The organism is Formosa sp. A9 (assembly GCF_051200825.1).
GTDB lineage: Bacteria > Bacteroidota > Bacteroidia > Flavobacteriales > Flavobacteriaceae > Formosa.
Genome location: NZ_CP195158.1, coordinates 3,622,404 through 3,637,154, shown reverse-complemented (window position 1 = coordinate 3,637,154; position 14,751 = coordinate 3,622,404). Strand labels below are relative to the sequence as shown.

13 protein-coding genes are annotated in these 14,751 nt (G+C 37.4%); 1 reads left to right on the top strand and 12 read right to left on the bottom strand.

What is annotated here, in order from left to right:
* The 12 genes from ACR9EA_RS15955 to ACR9EA_RS15900 form a co-directional block, all read right to left on the bottom strand.
* The gene (locus ACR9EA_RS15955) at nt 1–387 is read right to left on the bottom strand and encodes a VOC family protein (RefSeq protein ID WP_435135283.1); all 387 of its coding nucleotides are present in this window, start codon (nt 385–387) and stop codon (nt 1–3) included.
* A gap of 45 nt (nt 388–432) precedes the next feature.
* Nucleotides 433–888 carry a DUF1801 domain-containing protein gene (locus tag ACR9EA_RS15950; protein ID WP_435135280.1) on the bottom strand — a complete coding sequence of 152 codons (456 nt, stop codon included), beginning with the start codon at nt 886–888 and terminating at the stop codon, nt 433–435.
* 25 nt (nt 889–913) lie between these two features.
* Nucleotides 914–1,852: a 2-hydroxyacid dehydrogenase gene (locus tag ACR9EA_RS15945; RefSeq protein ID WP_435135278.1), complete on the bottom strand. Its 939-nt coding sequence runs from the start codon at nt 1,850–1,852 to the stop codon at nt 914–916.
* A gap of 128 nt (nt 1,853–1,980) precedes the next feature.
* Nucleotides 1,981–3,354, bottom strand: coding sequence for a magnesium transporter (gene mgtE, locus ACR9EA_RS15940; protein WP_435135276.1), 1,374 nt, complete (start codon nt 3,352–3,354; stop codon nt 1,981–1,983).
* A gap of 5 nt (nt 3,355–3,359) precedes the next feature.
* Nucleotides 3,360–4,139: a 16S rRNA (adenine(1518)-N(6)/adenine(1519)-N(6))-dimethyltransferase RsmA gene (gene rsmA / locus ACR9EA_RS15935; RefSeq protein WP_435135274.1), complete on the bottom strand. Its 780-nt coding sequence runs from the start codon at nt 4,137–4,139 to the stop codon at nt 3,360–3,362.
* Between the two features lie 7 nt (nt 4,140–4,146).
* Nucleotides 4,147–4,467 carry a DUF4286 family protein gene (locus tag ACR9EA_RS15930; protein ID WP_435135272.1) on the bottom strand — a complete coding sequence of 107 codons (321 nt, stop codon included), beginning with the start codon at nt 4,465–4,467 and terminating at the stop codon, nt 4,147–4,149.
* Nucleotides 4,468–4,983, bottom strand: a complete 516-nt coding sequence (locus ACR9EA_RS15925; RefSeq protein ID WP_435135270.1) for a GNAT family N-acetyltransferase — start codon at nt 4,981–4,983, stop codon at nt 4,468–4,470. It lies immediately after the preceding gene.
* Nucleotides 4,984–4,987: 4 nt separating this feature from the next.
* Nucleotides 4,988–6,769 (bottom strand): tetratricopeptide repeat protein, encoded by a 1,782-nt coding sequence (locus ACR9EA_RS15920; RefSeq protein ID WP_435135268.1) that lies wholly within the window; start codon nt 6,767–6,769, stop codon nt 4,988–4,990.
* A gap of 245 nt (nt 6,770–7,014) precedes the next feature.
* Nucleotides 7,015–7,140, bottom strand: coding sequence for a hypothetical protein (locus ACR9EA_RS15915; protein ID WP_435135266.1), 126 nt, complete (start codon nt 7,138–7,140; stop codon nt 7,015–7,017).
* Nucleotides 7,141–7,304: 164 nt separating this feature from the next.
* Nucleotides 7,305–8,576 carry a serine--tRNA ligase gene (gene serS, locus ACR9EA_RS15910; RefSeq protein WP_435135264.1) on the bottom strand — a complete coding sequence of 424 codons (1,272 nt, stop codon included), beginning with the start codon at nt 8,574–8,576 and terminating at the stop codon, nt 7,305–7,307.
* 172 nt (nt 8,577–8,748) lie between these two features.
* Nucleotides 8,749–10,059, bottom strand: a complete 1,311-nt coding sequence (locus ACR9EA_RS15905; protein ID WP_435135262.1) for an HTTM domain-containing protein — start codon at nt 10,057–10,059, stop codon at nt 8,749–8,751.
* Nucleotides 10,052–10,990 (bottom strand): bifunctional riboflavin kinase/FAD synthetase, encoded by a 939-nt coding sequence (locus ACR9EA_RS15900; RefSeq protein ID WP_435135260.1) that lies wholly within the window; start codon nt 10,988–10,990, stop codon nt 10,052–10,054. The genes ACR9EA_RS15905 and ACR9EA_RS15900 overlap by 8 nt, the downstream gene beginning before the upstream one ends.
* A 165-nt stretch (nt 10,991–11,155) precedes the next feature.
* On the opposite strand from ACR9EA_RS15900, the gene ACR9EA_RS15895 reads away from it, so the two are divergent.
* On the top strand, nt 11,156–14,485 hold the full coding sequence (locus tag ACR9EA_RS15895) for a reprolysin-like metallopeptidase (protein ID WP_435135258.1): 3,330 nt from the start codon (nt 11,156–11,158) through the stop codon (nt 14,483–14,485).
* Nucleotides 14,486–14,751 lie beyond the last annotated feature (266 nt).

The window sequence follows — 14,751 nt, the reverse complement described above, 5'->3', positions numbered from 1 at the left end:
CTATAAAAAAGCACTGTCGTTAGGTTCCCATAACTCGATTTTATGCCCTTCGGGGTCTAAAATCCAGCCAAACTTGCCGTAGTCGTATTCTTCTATTTCTCCCACTACGGTAACACCTTCGGCTTTTAATGTGGCTAGAAGTTCTTTTAGGTTTTCTACTCTAAAGTTCATCATGAAGGGTTTGTCGCTTGGCGAAAAATAGGTAGTATCGTCTTTAAACGGCGACCATTGTGTAGAGCAATCGTTGTTTTGTTGGTCTTTCCACCAAAAGGTACAGCCGTAGTTGTCTGTTGGGAGTCCTAAATGTTTGGCGTACCAAGCTTTGGTGATGTCTGGATTTTTTGTCTTAAAGAATATGCCGCCTAGGCCAGTAACACGGTTTTTCATGAGTCGAGTATTTAGTGTGGTTATGCGTTTATTATGTTTTTGATATTAACGTTTTATAGCGCTTTCATATATATCAATCCATTGTTCTGGAGTTATTTTAGTAGCTAATTCGCCAATAAGATCGAAAGGGATGCTTTCTGGTTTTTTAAACCGGATGCAGCTTTTGCCCATGTCTAATTTGTATTTAGAATGTTTTGGGAATTCCGAGGTAAACCACTCTAATAAATTGTCGTCTGCATAAATACCGCTATGGTATACAGCAATAAAATTTTTTTGAGACGCAATGTTCATAAACGGTAATGGTAATTTGGGGTCGCAGTGGTATCCGTTAGGGTAGAGTGCATGCGGAACAACGTAGCCTATCATGCCGTAACTTATGGTTTCTTCAAAACCTTTAGGAAGATGTTTTAGAATGGTAGTTCTTAATTTAGAGACCGCTGTTTTGCGGTCTTCAGGTAAAAGATTAATGTATTCTTCTGGGGTTTTGGCGTCGTATGTCATGGTGTTTGTGTTTAACACCTTAAAGTTAGTTAAATTTTGCTTTAATTTTATCGACTATCGTTTGGGCGAGTTTCATGTTACTCTCAACTGTCCAGCCTGCAATATGTGGGGATAATAATACGTTTTCTGCCTGAATAAGATATTGTAAGGCTTCAGGAAGCTCTTGGTGGGTGAATAAATTTTCGAACGACGATTTTTCGTATTCCAATACATCTAAGCCTGCTCCTAAAATTTGTTTGTTTTTTAGCGCTTTAACTACATCGGTTGTAACCACACTTTTTCCGCGTGCGGTATTAATAAACCAAAAGGGTTTTTTAAAACCGTTAATAAAATTGGTGTTTACCATGTTAACTGTTAGGGGCGTTTGTGGTGTATGTAGGCTAACCACATCTACACGCTCTTGAAACTCTGCTAGGCTTACTTGAGTAGCGTTGTCGTCGCCTACTTGGTTTTTAATATCGTAGCACAATGTGGTAACATCAAAACCGCGTAATTTTTTTGCAAAGGCTTTGCCCATATTGCCATAGCCAATAATTCCTACTGTTTTTCCGTCTAATTCTATACCTCTGTTGGCTTCTCGTAACCATTGGCCTGCACGTACTTCGCGATCGGCTTTATTAAGATTATTAAATAAAGCGAGTAGCATGCCTAAGGCATGTTCGCCTACAGCATTGCGGTTGCCTTCTGGGGCAGAAATAAGATAAATACCTTTAGATTGCGCGTAATCGCAGTCGATGTTTTCTAAGCCAGCCCCTACACGACCAATAAATTTTAGATTGGTTGCCGCGTCTAAAAATGCTTTATCGATTGTAAAACGGCTGCGAATAATGATGCCATCGTACTGCTGTATTTTAGCTTCGATTTCTGATTTTGATGAAGTGAAATCGTCGTGGTTAATATGGCCCAGTGCGTCGAGTTGCGCTTTTAATAATGGATGGTTGCTGTCGAGATGCAGTATATTCATAATCTAGAAAAATGTGTGCTAAGTTACGAAGTTTTGCGTTAAGGATAGAGCGATTTGTTTGAGCTCTTTTTGCGCCTAAAGCGTAAAAAAGCGAGTCGCGAAAGCCTGACCGTTAGGGAACGCCTATATTAAAATCCTAAAATGAGTTTGGCTATTGAGAAGTAAATTAAAATACCAAAAACATCGTTACTGGTGGTAATAAAAGGCCCTGTGGCAACGGCGGGGTCTATGCCGCGTTTGTCTAAAAATATTGGGATAAACGTACCTATAAGTGCTGCCATAATAATTACGGTAATTATGGCTATGCCTATGGTTATAGATACGAGGTAGGTAGTTTTGAATAAAAAATGACTGATGAGTAATACGATAATTGCAATGGCAATACCGTTAACTAGGCCAAGCATAAATTCTTTTAATAGGCGTTTTAGTATTTCGCCTTTTACGGTATTGTTGGCTAGGCCCTGTACCACGATTGCCGAAGATTGTACACCTACGTTACCGGCTGTGGCTTGTACCAAAGGTATAAATATGAGTAATTTTGGGTAGGTGGTCATGGCAAAGCTAAAGCCATTGATGATGCTGGCTGCACCTAAACCGCCAAACATGCCTATAAGTAGCCAAGGTAAACGGGCTTTTGTAAGTTTCCAGATGCTATCGTCTGCTTCGACATCGCGGGTAATACCGGCAGCAAGCTGATAATCTTTTTCGGCTTCTTCGCGAATAACGTCTACAATATCGTCGATGGTAATACGGCCCAAAAGGGTTTTGTTTTTATCGACTACTGGAATGGCTTCCAGATCGTATTTTTGCATGATGTTTGCTACTTCTTCAACATCTTCGTCTACATAAACATAGTCTACTTTAGGTATGTAGACGTTAGAAATATGGTCTCTGGGCGAAGCTATAAGGAGATCTTTTAGCGAGAGGCGGCCGATGAGTTTTTCGTTATTATCGACCACGTAAATGGAATGTACACGGGTTACGTTTTCGGCTTGTGCCCGCATTTCTTTAACACATTCTGTAACTTTCCAGTTTTCGTTAACTTTTACCAGCTCTTTAGCCATTAAACCACCGGCTACGTTGTCGTCGTAACGCAACAAGTCTTTAATGTCTTGCGCGTGTTCGTGGTCTTCTATTTGCGAGATAACGTGTTGTTGTCGGTCTTGCGGAAGTTCGGAAATGATATCGGCAGCGTCGTCGGTGTCGAGTTCTTCAATTTCTTCGGCAATTTCTTTAGCGGATAAAGTAGCTAGAATTTTTTCGCGAGTATCCTCGTCTAATTCCATTAATACTTCGGCCGTTTTTTCGCTATCTAGTAATTTTATAACGTAAGTGGCGTGCTCGACATCGGTTTCTTCTAAAATTTCGGCAATATCGGCATGATGATATGCGTTTAATAACTCTAAGATGTTCTGGTCGTCTTTAGAAGCTATTAAACGTTCTACGTTTTCTATAAGCTCGTCGCTTATTTTAAACTGGATGTTATCATCGATTTCCTCCACTACTGTTACGTTTTTAAATCTTGCTCTATACGTGTTGTTAGATTAATGAATTGTTGTACCGATAATTGTTCTGGACGTTGCCCAAAGATACTATCTTCTCTTAAATTATCGCTTAAATTGAATGTTTTTAAACTGTTACGAAGTGTCTTTCTGCGTTGTTGAAATGCCGTTTTAACGACTTTAAAAAGGAGGGTTTCGTTACAGGTTAATTTATAGTTGTCTTTTCGGGTTAATCGCAATACACCCGAATCTACTTTTGGAGGCGGATTAAATACTGACGGCGGTACTGTAAACAGGTATTCTGCATCGTAAAACGCTTGTGTAAGTACCGATAAGATGCCGTAGGTTTTACTGCCTTCTTTTTCGCAAATACGCTCGGCAACTTCTTTTTGGAACATGCCTGAAAACTCTGGAATTTGATCGCGTAATTCTAAGGTCTTAAAAACGATTTGCGATGAAATATTGTATGGGTAATTACCAATAATAGCAAAAGGTTGCTGATTAAATACTTGGTTGATATCGTATTTAAGAAAGTCTTTTTCTATAATGCGATCGGCTAAATTTAGGTAATTGGCTTTTAGATATTCTACAGATTCGGTATCGATTTCTATAACATGGGTTTTTGTTTTGCGCTGAAGCAGGTATTTGGTTAAAACTCCCATTCCTGGGCCTATTTCCAAAACATTGTCGTAGCCTTGTAGCGAGAGCGTGTTTGCAATACGTTCTGCAATGCTTTCATCGGTAAGGAAATGTTGGCCTAAATGTTTTTTTGCTTTAACCGTCATGTTATTTTTATTTAGTGGTGTATATGTCGACAACTTCTAATTCGGTACGGAATGATAGTACGCGATCTGCAAATTTCTTTAAGGTTTCGGCTTTTAACGTTTCTGCAAAATTGGTGTAATAACGGTTTAAATCTTCGCGTGTTTTGGCGCGATATTGCACCGAGTAGGTCTGTCCGCCCATATCTTCTTCAACCAAAACCTTTGTAAGTTTAGCCTCGTAAAACGTGTTGCATGCCAATACTTGTGGTATGTGTACGGTTTGCATCCACTTTAACCATTCGTCGTGTATGCTGTCGTCTACATTCGAGGTTACGTTATAGATATACATTTAAATCAATTTTTTTGCAAATAACAGCAACTCTATACCATCTTCAAAAGGAATTACTGTTTTTTGATAGGTTAGGCCTAATTTTTCAAGTAATTTAATGGAATTTTTATTAGTTGGCAATGTAATTGCTAAAATGCTGTTTAATTTAAATTTGGAATGTGCGATTTTAAGAATGGCCGAAGCCGATTCGTAGCCAAAGCCACGACCTTCGTATTCTGGCAGAAATGCAAAACCAATGTCTACGCCATCTAATTCTTTTCGTTTTATGAGTCCGCAACAACCAATAGGTTTATAGTCTTCTTCTTTTAAAAGCACTTTGTAAAATCCAAAACCGTTAGTTTTATAACTGGTAATGTGGTTGTTTTGTATGTTTAATTTGGCATCTTCTACAGAGTTAATCTGTCGGTCTCCAATAAATTTTAACCAGTGCGGGGTATTCATAAGTTTAAGCATAAACGGAGCATCGTTTATGTTCAGTTCTGCAAGTTCTAAACGGTCTGTAGTTGCTATAGTCATGGTTTTATTCGCTTAACGTATCGCCACGTAAACTTCTGTACTGTTTTCGGGCTTCGACAAAATAGATGCTATCGGTGAAATTAAAAATGATATACTCGTATAAAGGTTTTGCTTTTTCGGGTTGCTCTAAATGGTTGTTGTAGAGTTGCGCTAAGGCAAAGTAAGCATCGTCTAAAAGCAAACTATTGGTGTGGCTTGTTAAAAGAGTGTTGTAATTGTTTTCTGCCAAGGTGTAATCCTTTTGCAGTTCTAACAGTTGGGCTTGTTTATACAGCGCTTGTTCTGCAATGGGTTCTTGGCTATGATGTTTTAAAACAGAATCTAAAACGGTTATGGCTTCGGGAATTTTATTTTGGTAGGCCAATAAATCGGCTTTGGCATATTGTTTTAGTGCGGTTTGGGTTGAGTCTTCGTATTTATTGTCGGATATCAATAGTTTAAGTTCTAGAGCATCATTAGCGATAAGTTGCGATGTTGATGATTTAAGTATGTTAAGCTGCGATTCTGCCCATTTAAAATCGCCTTTAAAATAACTGGTTCTGGCAACGCGAAAACGCGCTTCTTGTGAAATCGTACTGTTTTTTAGGTTGCGCTGTATTTGTGTGTAATAAATAAGCGCTTCGTTAAATTTTTCTTGGAGCACCAGAATGTCTGCCAATTCCAGTTTTACCTGTGCTGTTTGTTGTTCGTTAAGCGATAAGCTTAAGCAGTGTTTTAAGGCCTGTTCGGCTTGGTCTGGAGAATGCTCTGTAAAGGCTAAAAAGTGGGCGTAGGCAATTTGTAGTTGTAAGGTTTGGGTTTGCTGGCCATAAGTGTCGAAAAGTGATCGGTATTCTTGTTTGATAGCATAATAATCTTTGGTGGAAGCCTGAGTGGTTTTAAGTTGAAGCAGATTGTAATATGCTTCTAATTTAGTATCTGTATCTTGAGCTGTGTCTATAATATAATCGTAAATGGTTGTGGCCATTTCTAGGTCATGGTCTTTTACAGTTATTTCGGCTAAATCTATAATGCGGTCTAAGCTTTCGGGCTGACGGTTATAAATGGCTTTTTCTTGTGCAAAGGCTTTATTAAATTCTTTTTGTTGGATAAATAACCAGCTTAATAAATCGTTCCAGAGTAGATCGGGCTGTTGCTGTATTTTTTTTAGCAGAATTTTACGTAGCATAACATTATTCGGGTCGCTACCGTTTTCGTGTAAAAATTCGCTAAATGCCCGTTTAATTTCATCGACATAAGTAGGATTTTTTTCTAAAAAGTTGGTGTAGCTTACAAACATTTTTTCTACATCGCCCTGTTCGCCATAGATTTGGGCTAACTGCATGTTAAAATTTAAATTGTCGTTATTGGCCATCGCTTTTTCGTAAGATTTAATTGCCCAATCTAAAAGCGAATGTGTTTGAAAGCTTTTTGCAACCGAAAACACATAATTGGGGTTGGCATCTATACTGGTATATGCGATATTATAATTTTCTTCGGCTTTGGTATTGTTGTTTTGTAGCTCAAAATTGTATCCCAGTTCTACATAAAAAGCTGGGTAATTGGTTTGTGTAAGGGTTTGCTCTAATAGCGTTTGCGCTTCCGGATATTGTTTTAGCTGTTGGTAGGTTTCTACCAACGCTAAGGTATTATTAATGTTTAACGGATTCTTGCTATGTAGTTTTTGATAAGCGAGTAGTGCTTTTTCAAATTCACCATTTTTAAAATATTCTTTAGCAATAATGTCTTCTTGAGCAAACATGCCCGAACAAAAAAGGAAGCCATATATTACGATTAAAAATCTCATAGTTTACGTGTAATTATTGAAGAGTTTAGTTGCTAAGAAATGAGTTTTTACTGCTATTGCAACTAGTTTTTTAGCCTTCCAAAACAGGAAGTGTTTTCTTGTAAAGATAGCGAAGTAAAGACAATTTAGGGTATAAAAAATGCCTGAAAAATCAGGCATTCCTACCAACCAAAATAAAAGTGCTATTAATCTACTGTCAATTTAAGTATGATTCAATTACTCGATTGGGTTTATCTGTATATATTTTACGGATAGGCTACAATGTTTTTGGAGCCTGTATGCGTTGTCATGAATTCGAAATCTGATGTTAAAACTTTACTCGCTAAAATAATAAGCGCTACCATCAGTATGAGTCTTATAACATTCTTCATAATCGTAGGTTATTACATTTGGTCTTACGAAATACGAAAGAATTATTTAAAATTCAAAATTCACGAGGGCTTATTCGTTAAACGACGCAAATTTTTAGCATTTGGTCGGTTTAATTATGGCTTTACCGTAAAATTATGTAAGTAAACCTGTACTTTGCCGCGCGTTAGTCAATTACAGAAAATCCTGTGTATGGCACTAAAACTTCAGGGATTTTTATGCCATTTTCGGTTTGGTAATTTTCTAAAATACCTGCTAAAACACGAGGTAGGGCTAAGGCACTACCATTTAAGGTGTGGGCCAATTCGTTTTTGCCTTCACTATTTTTAAAACGTAATTTTAATCGATTTGCCTGAAAGGTTTCAAAATTAGACACAGAAGAAATTTCCAACCAACGGTCTTGTGCTGTCGAGAAGACTTCGAAATCGAACGTTAAGGCCGAAGTGAACCCTAAGTCGCCACCACATAAACGTAAAATGCGATACGGCAATTTAAGGTCGTCCAGTATCGATTTTACATGCTCTACCATAGCATCTAAAGCCTGGTAAGAGTTGTTAGGGTGTTCTACACGTAATATTTCAACCTTATCAAATTGGTGTAAGCGGTTAAGACCTCGTACATGTGCGCCGTAGCTTCCAGCCTCACGTCTAAAACAAGGGGTATATCCTGTAATGCCTATAGGCAGGTCGGTTTCGTTTAGTACAACATCTCTAAAAATGTTGGTGCCAGGCACTTCTGCTGTCGGAATTAAATATAAATTATCGGCAGTAACATGGTACATTTGTCCCTCTTTGTCTGGTAATTGGCCTGTGCCAAAGCCAGAGGCTTCGTTTACCATTAGTGGTAATTGATATTCGGTATAACCAGCAGCCGTATTTTTATCTAAAAAATAAGCGATTAAAGCGCGTTGTAATCGTGCGCCTTTACCTTTGTAAACGGGAAAACCAGCTCCTGTAATTTTATTACCTAATTCAAAATCTATAATGTCGTATTTTTTGGCGAGTTCCCAGTGTGGTAATGCGTCGTTAAATAGTGTAGGGATGTCTCCATTTCTAAATACTTCTTCGTTATCGTCTTCGCTATTTCCTGCTGGTACACTATCGTTTGGTACATTAGGTATTTTGTACAGCAACTCGTTTAAAGCGTCGTTTGTAGCGTTTAAAGTGTCTGATAATTCTTTCGATAAGGTTTTAAGTTTTGCACTTTTTTCTTTTAAAATAGTTGCTTTTTTAGCCTCACCGCTTTTAAACAAGTTTCCTATTTCTTTAGACAAGCTGTTGGATTCTGCAAGGGTGTTATCCAGTTCGGTTTGGGTACGTCTGCGCGCTTCATCCAGTTCTAAAACTTCGGTAATTACGTTAGTGGCATCAAAATTTCGTTTCGTTAAATTGGCGATAACGTAATCTTTGTTGTCTCGTATAAAAGGTACTTGTAACATGGTTTATAATTTTGGCGTTTCTTGTTTTTTACTAAAAACAAGATCAGGCTTTCCGCTATATCTTTTTGTGGAAAAACACAAAAAGGATGCCGCTGCAATCCTTAACGCAGGTTGAAACTTTATTGAGGGCAAAAGTAAAAAGATTTTAGGTTGAAAGAAATAAAATATAAACCTATTTTGAGGGTAAAATCCAATCGCTGTGTTTAAAGTAAGGCCAAGGTTCGTTGGCTAAATCTACATCGGGATTTATTAAGCGTTTTGTTGGTTTACCATTTACGCTTACAAATATATTGGCGTAAACAGAAATGTCTTGTCCTTTAGCTTTATAAATGTTTTTTAAACGTTGCGAAAATTGCCAAATAACATCTGGTTTAGAGGATGCTAAACGAATTTGTTTAGGACTCAAATAGGTTTTTAAGTTTACTTTTTCGGTGGTATTTAGTGTGTGGTTTTTAATGGTGTAAGTTGCGTGTCCGCCTTTAGTTCGCAGCATCATACGCCAAGACATTCTATGGCCTTCTTCGGTCCAAAGTACATTATCTTTTATGGCATGATGGCGTAACGGTAATACCAATTGAATAACGAAATATAAGGCAAATATAAAGCTTCCAATTTTTTGGTGTTTAGGAATAATTACTTCGGAGCCTTCATATAAAGGCTTTCGCTTTAAAAAGATGTTTCGTATGGTTTTTGGTTCGAAAAAAAACAATGCAAAAGCAAGAGATAAATACGGGAAAATGCCTACATGAAAGATAAACGAATTGAATAAATGAAAGAAAATGGATGCAAAAAATGCCCATTTTCGTGTTTGCTTAATCAATAACAATGGTATAATAAATCCATCAAAAGCAATACCACCATAAGTTAAAAAGTAATGTAGCCATTTTTGCTGTAACAGGTCGCCAACCAAAATAAAATGAGCTTTGCTTTTCATTAAAAGTTCCATCACCGAAGTGTTTAGCCAATCGGGGTAAATTTTGGCAATGGCACCGTAAGTGTACACAATAAACATTTGTAGTATAAAAACAAAGCTGCACCAATACGGCATAGATATCTGTTTAATATTAGGGTTTTGTTTGGCATCTACAGACAGATAGGTGTTGGCAGGTTGTATAGCCATTAAGCCACTAAGTAACATTAATAGGTAGTAGTGGTTGTTGTACGAAGCTTTTTGCATAAAGTAAGTGCTAGCCCAAAGTACTGTAAATGCTAAGGTGCTCCATCTGTATTTGTAGCCAACCATTATGCAAAGTCCTAAAAGTCCCATAAAAGCATAGTAAAAATACATGCCGTTACCGGGTAAGGGTTGTAGCCATTCCAGACCGATAAACGAAAAGGTGAATTCGGGAGTTATTAAAGTGCGTTTTATCCAGCCGGTAAAAATAGCGCCTACGGTTTCTAAAAAACACAATGCACCAAAAATAATGCGAAATACAATTAAAGGAGCATTGTCTATACGTTTAAATAGAAACGAATTAATCATGTAAATGTTTAATGAAGTTTAACGATTGTTTTTCGTCTAGTTGTAATTGATATTTTAAATCGTCTACGCTATCAAATTTTTTTTCGTCTCTTAAGCGGTGCAGCATGTCTATTTTTAAATGCTTGTTGTACAGGTTATCGTTAAAGTCGAAAAAATGAATTTCTATATGTTGTTGCGAGCTATCGGTAATGGTTGGGTTTGTGCCAATATTCATCATGCCGTAAACGGTTTTGTTTTCAATAACCGATTTTACAATGTAAACGCCTTGTTTAGGTATCAGCTTGTAGGCTTCTTCAATATGTAAATTGGCGGTTGGATATTGCAGCTGCTTTCCTAGTTTTTTGCCGCTAACCACTATTCCGTTTAAACAAAACGGATATCCTAAATAAGTATTTGCTTTTTCGATATCGCCTTGATCTAAAGCTTTTCTGATTTTAGTAGAGCTTACCGCAACTTCATTAACATCTTCGGCAGAAATTTCTTCAACATCAAAACCATAAGTGTTACCAAAAGCTTTTAAGTCGTTTATGTTTGCCGATCGGTTTCGTCCAAAATGATGGTCGTAACCTATAATTACTTTTTTAGCATGTAATTGATCTACTAAAAGCGTTTTTACAAAATCCTCGGCCGATAATCTTGAAAAATCTTTAGTAAATTCCTGAACATACAAATAATCTACTCCAGACTGCTCTAAAATAATACGGCGCTCTTCTATGGTGTTTATAAGCTTGATATTGGCATCGTTTTGTAACACCATTCTGGGGTGTGGAAAAAAGGTTAAAACAACAGATTCTAGCTGGGTGTTTTTTGCTGTATTTACTAAACGATTAAGTATTTTTTGATGCCCTAAGTGCACGCCATCGAAAGTGCCAATGGTAACTACTGTTGATATATTTGAGTCTAAATTTTTAAAATTTCTGACTTTTTCCATTTAATTATAACTAAGTGTTAAGTGTTTGTTTAAAAACACTAAATTTGCCGTTAATGTTAGTTTTTAGGAGATTAAAGGCTTGTCTACAAAATTACATTAGTTTTTGCAACAACCCTATTTTATTTCTTAAAAGTGATATTAAATAGAGAAAAATTAAATAGAATTATGAAAAACAACAACATGCTCGTGCGTGTGTTTTTGGTGGCAATGGTAACATTGTTTGTTCAAAACATTCACGCACAAAACAACTATTGGACAAAAAGTTCCGAAACGGGATTGCAATCGGAACGTACCAATAGAAAAACACATCCCGAAATCTACCAAATTTTTAAATTAGATTTGCCAGCCTTTAAAGCTACACTTCGCAATACGCCATTAGCTTCGGCTAAAGGTGTAAAAACAGGAACTGTAGTAGAGTTCCCTATGCCAGATGCAACGTTTCAAAAGTTTTCGGTAACCGAAGCCCCGATTATGCAATCGAAATTGGCAGCCAAATTTCCTATGATTAAAACGTATAAAGCTGTAGGTATAGACGATAAAACAGCGACCATGCGATTTAGCGTTACGCCGTTTGGCTTGCATGTTTTTTCGTTATCGGGTAAGCGTAGCTCTTTGTTCATAGACCCGTTTACAACCGATGGTAAACAATATATGGTTTACGAGCGTGCTTCTATTCAGGGAGATTTGCAGGATTTTGAATGTTTAACAGACGAGTCGGTAGATTTATATAGTTTAAAAAACGATGTGTCCCGCGTAGATGCGGCGTATAATACCGATAAAATTTTAAGAACCTACCGTTTGGCATTGTCTTGTAATGCAAAATATGGTGCATTGTTTGCCGGCGTTGGAACAGGCGAAGAGAAAAAAGCCAATATTCAGGCGCAAATGGCGATTACTATGAATCGTGTAAACGAAATTTATGAGCGTGATTTAGCGATTACGTTAATCTTTATAGATCGTAACGATGAGCTTATTTATTACAATGTAAATACAGATCCTTGGGAAAACGAATTTAACACAAAAACCCAACAGGTTATTTCTACAACTTTAGGAGATGAATCGCTTTACGACATCGGACACAATTTTAATACCAGCGGAGGAGGAAGCGCAGGATGTTTAAGTTGTGTGTGTGTTGATGCTGTAGAACCTTTTACAGGAAGTTTTTCTAAAGGACGTGGATTTACAGGAACGCCAAACCCTGTGGGCGATGCTTTCGATATCGATTATGTAGCCCACGAAATGGGGCATCAGTTTGGAGGATACCATACCATGAACACGTGTTCTAGATCTGGTAATGGTGCAACCGAAGTAGAGCCTGCTTCTGGAAGCTCTATTATGGGGTATGCAGGTATTTGTGGCGATAATAATGTGCAGGCCAATACCGATGCTCATTTTAATTATGTAAATATTAGAGATATTAATAATAATATTCAGCCGCAAGGAAATAGTTCTTGTGGGGCGCAAACGCCATTAGATAATGTACCTCCTGTAGCCAATGCTGGTAAAGATTATAGCATTCCAGTATCTACTCCGTATGTGTTAACAGGAACTGCTACCGATGCTGATGGTACTGAGACATTAACATATAACTGGTCTCAAAACGATCCGGAAACTGCACCTGCAGCTGGAGCTCCGCAATCTAACTGGGCGGTTGGTCCGTTGTACAGATCGCATTTGCCAACCGATTCTCCAAGCCGTTACATGCCTAGTTTAAGCGATGTAGTAGCGGGTAACTTAACACCTACTTGGGAAGTGACACCAGCAGTGGCCAGAACTTTAAATTTTGCATTTACAGTTCGCGATAACGGTAGTGGATTTCCTGTAGGTATCGGGCAAACACATGCCGATGTAATGACTGTAACCGTTGTAGATGGCACACCGTTTACCGTGGCTAATCCTAACGCAGCAACAACATGGTATGTTAACACCAACTATAAAGTAAAATGGAATGTAGGTGAAACTAACAAAGCGCCAATAGATTGTAAAACAGTTAATATTAAATTGTCTACAGATGGTGGTTATACTTACCCGATTACCTTAGCGTCAAATGTTGAAAATAATGGAGAAGCCTCTGTTTTAATTCCAGATGTAACAGGTACACAATGTCGTATTATGGTGGAAGCAGCCGATAATATTTTTTACGATATTTCTAATGCCGATTTCGTTATTGAAAAATCGGAGCCTATGTTCTTATTAGAGGAAACTAATGCGGATAATGATTATGTAACTTGTCAGGAATCGGAGTCTTTGACTATCGATTTGGATTACACTATTGTAAACGAATTTAATGAAAATACGACGTTTTCGGTTTCAAACCTTCCAGAAGGCGTTACTGCTGCATTTGCTCCAGAAACCTTAGCTACTGATGGTGCTATCGCTCTTACATTAGCGCAGTTTACCAAAGCACCTGTAGGAACGCATACAATTACAGTTACAGGAACATCGGCCTCGTTAACTAAAACTATAGATGTAGATTTCACTATAAAATCTTCTAATTTAAGTGCGCCAGCTTTGTTAACTCCTGCAAACGCAGCAACAGAAGTAGCTTTAAATGCTAGTTTAACATGGGAAGCATCAGATTTCGCTGAGTTATATCATATAGAGGTATCAACTGTTTCAGATTTTAGTACAGATCTTAGATCTTTTAGAACCCAATCAACAAATATTAATGTATACAATTTGTCACCAGTAACTTTGTATTATTGGCGCGTTAAGGCTATTAATCCTTGTACAGAATCAGAATTCTCATCAGCCTATAGCTTTACCAGTAAATTTTGTTCTAACTGCGAGTCGACAGGTTCTACTGCTTTCGATTACAAGACGTCTACGACTCGAGTGGTGTTTGGTTCTATAGACCAAGTATCTGGTAAAACGGCATTTAGCGATTTTACTAATATTTCTACTAATGTAAATCGTGGACAAAGTTATGAACTGACGGTACAGGTAAATACGGCAGGAAATTATACCACTTATACTACCGTTTGGATTGATTGGAATTATAACTGTATGTTTGATGAAAATGAAGCCTACGATTTAGGTACGGCTGTAAACGTATCTGATGGTCCAACCTTAAATTCAGGACTTTCTATTACAGTTCCTGAGGATGCTGCTTTAACCGATAAGATTATTATGCGTGTGAGTACCAAATACAAAGCAAAAGCTGGTTCATGCGAAAAAGGTTACGATGGTGAGGTAGAAGATTACACGATTCATGTGTTGCCAACTTTAGGTGTAAGCGAGGTTAGCTTTAATGATTTTAAAGTATGGCCAAACCCAAATGCAGGAACGTTTAATGTTGCTTTAACGGCAGATTCTGGTAATGCACTTCATTTAAATGTTTACGATTTAAGCGGAAGACGTGTGTTTAGTCAATCGTATAACAATGTGCATACTTTTTCTGAAACTATTGCACTTAAAAATGTAGTTTCTGGTATGTATTTGTTAGAAGTTAAAGATGGTAAACGCAGTGCTATTAAAAAGATAATCGTAGAGTAGATATTATATCTTTAAATAGATTAAAGAGGCTGTCTAAAAAGTTTAAAAGTTCGTCATTCTGTGCTCGACACAGAATCTCATTGTATTGAAAATCAACAATTATGAGAATCTGAAATAAATTCAGATTGACGAAAAATTAACTTTTTAGGCAGCCTCTTTTTATGCTTAAATGTACGCTCGATTTATATGATGGATATACAGGTTAATTAGTCGTAAACTTAAGTTTAGGGATCCTTCTTGGCCGATTAATTGCTATAAAATAGACT

Excerpts from the sequence above, each read along its gene's own strand:
- ACR9EA_RS15900 (WP_435135260.1), bottom strand. The coding sequence starts at position 10,990 with ATGGAAAAAGTCAGAAATTTTAAAAATTTAGACTCAAATATATCAACA.
- ACR9EA_RS15950 (WP_435135280.1), bottom strand. The coding sequence starts at position 888 with ATGACATACGACGCCAAAACCCCAGAAGAATACATTAATCTTTTACCT.
- ACR9EA_RS15955 (WP_435135283.1), bottom strand. The coding sequence starts at position 387 with ATGAAAAACCGTGTTACTGGCCTAGGCGGCATATTCTTTAAGACAAAA.
- ACR9EA_RS15930 (WP_435135272.1), bottom strand. The coding sequence starts at position 4,467 with ATGTATATCTATAACGTAACCTCGAATGTAGACGACAGCATACACGAC.
- serS (WP_435135264.1), bottom strand. The coding sequence starts at position 8,576 with ATGTTACAAGTACCTTTTATACGAGACAACAAAGATTACGTTATCGCC.
- ACR9EA_RS15920 (WP_435135268.1), bottom strand. The coding sequence starts at position 6,769 with ATGAGATTTTTAATCGTAATATATGGCTTCCTTTTTTGTTCGGGCATG.
- ACR9EA_RS15925 (WP_435135270.1), bottom strand. The coding sequence starts at position 4,983 with ATGACTATAGCAACTACAGACCGTTTAGAACTTGCAGAACTGAACATA.
- ACR9EA_RS15905 (WP_435135262.1), bottom strand. The coding sequence starts at position 10,059 with ATGATTAATTCGTTTCTATTTAAACGTATAGACAATGCTCCTTTAATT.
- rsmA (WP_435135274.1), bottom strand. The coding sequence starts at position 4,139 with ATGACGGTTAAAGCAAAAAAACATTTAGGCCAACATTTCCTTACCGAT.
- ACR9EA_RS15915 (WP_435135266.1), bottom strand. The coding sequence starts at position 7,140 with ATGAAGAATGTTATAAGACTCATACTGATGGTAGCGCTTATTATTTTA.
- ACR9EA_RS15945 (WP_435135278.1), bottom strand. The coding sequence starts at position 1,852 with ATGAATATACTGCATCTCGACAGCAACCATCCATTATTAAAAGCGCAA.
- ACR9EA_RS15895 (WP_435135258.1), top strand. The coding sequence starts at position 11,156 with ATGAAAAACAACAACATGCTCGTGCGTGTGTTTTTGGTGGCAATGGTA.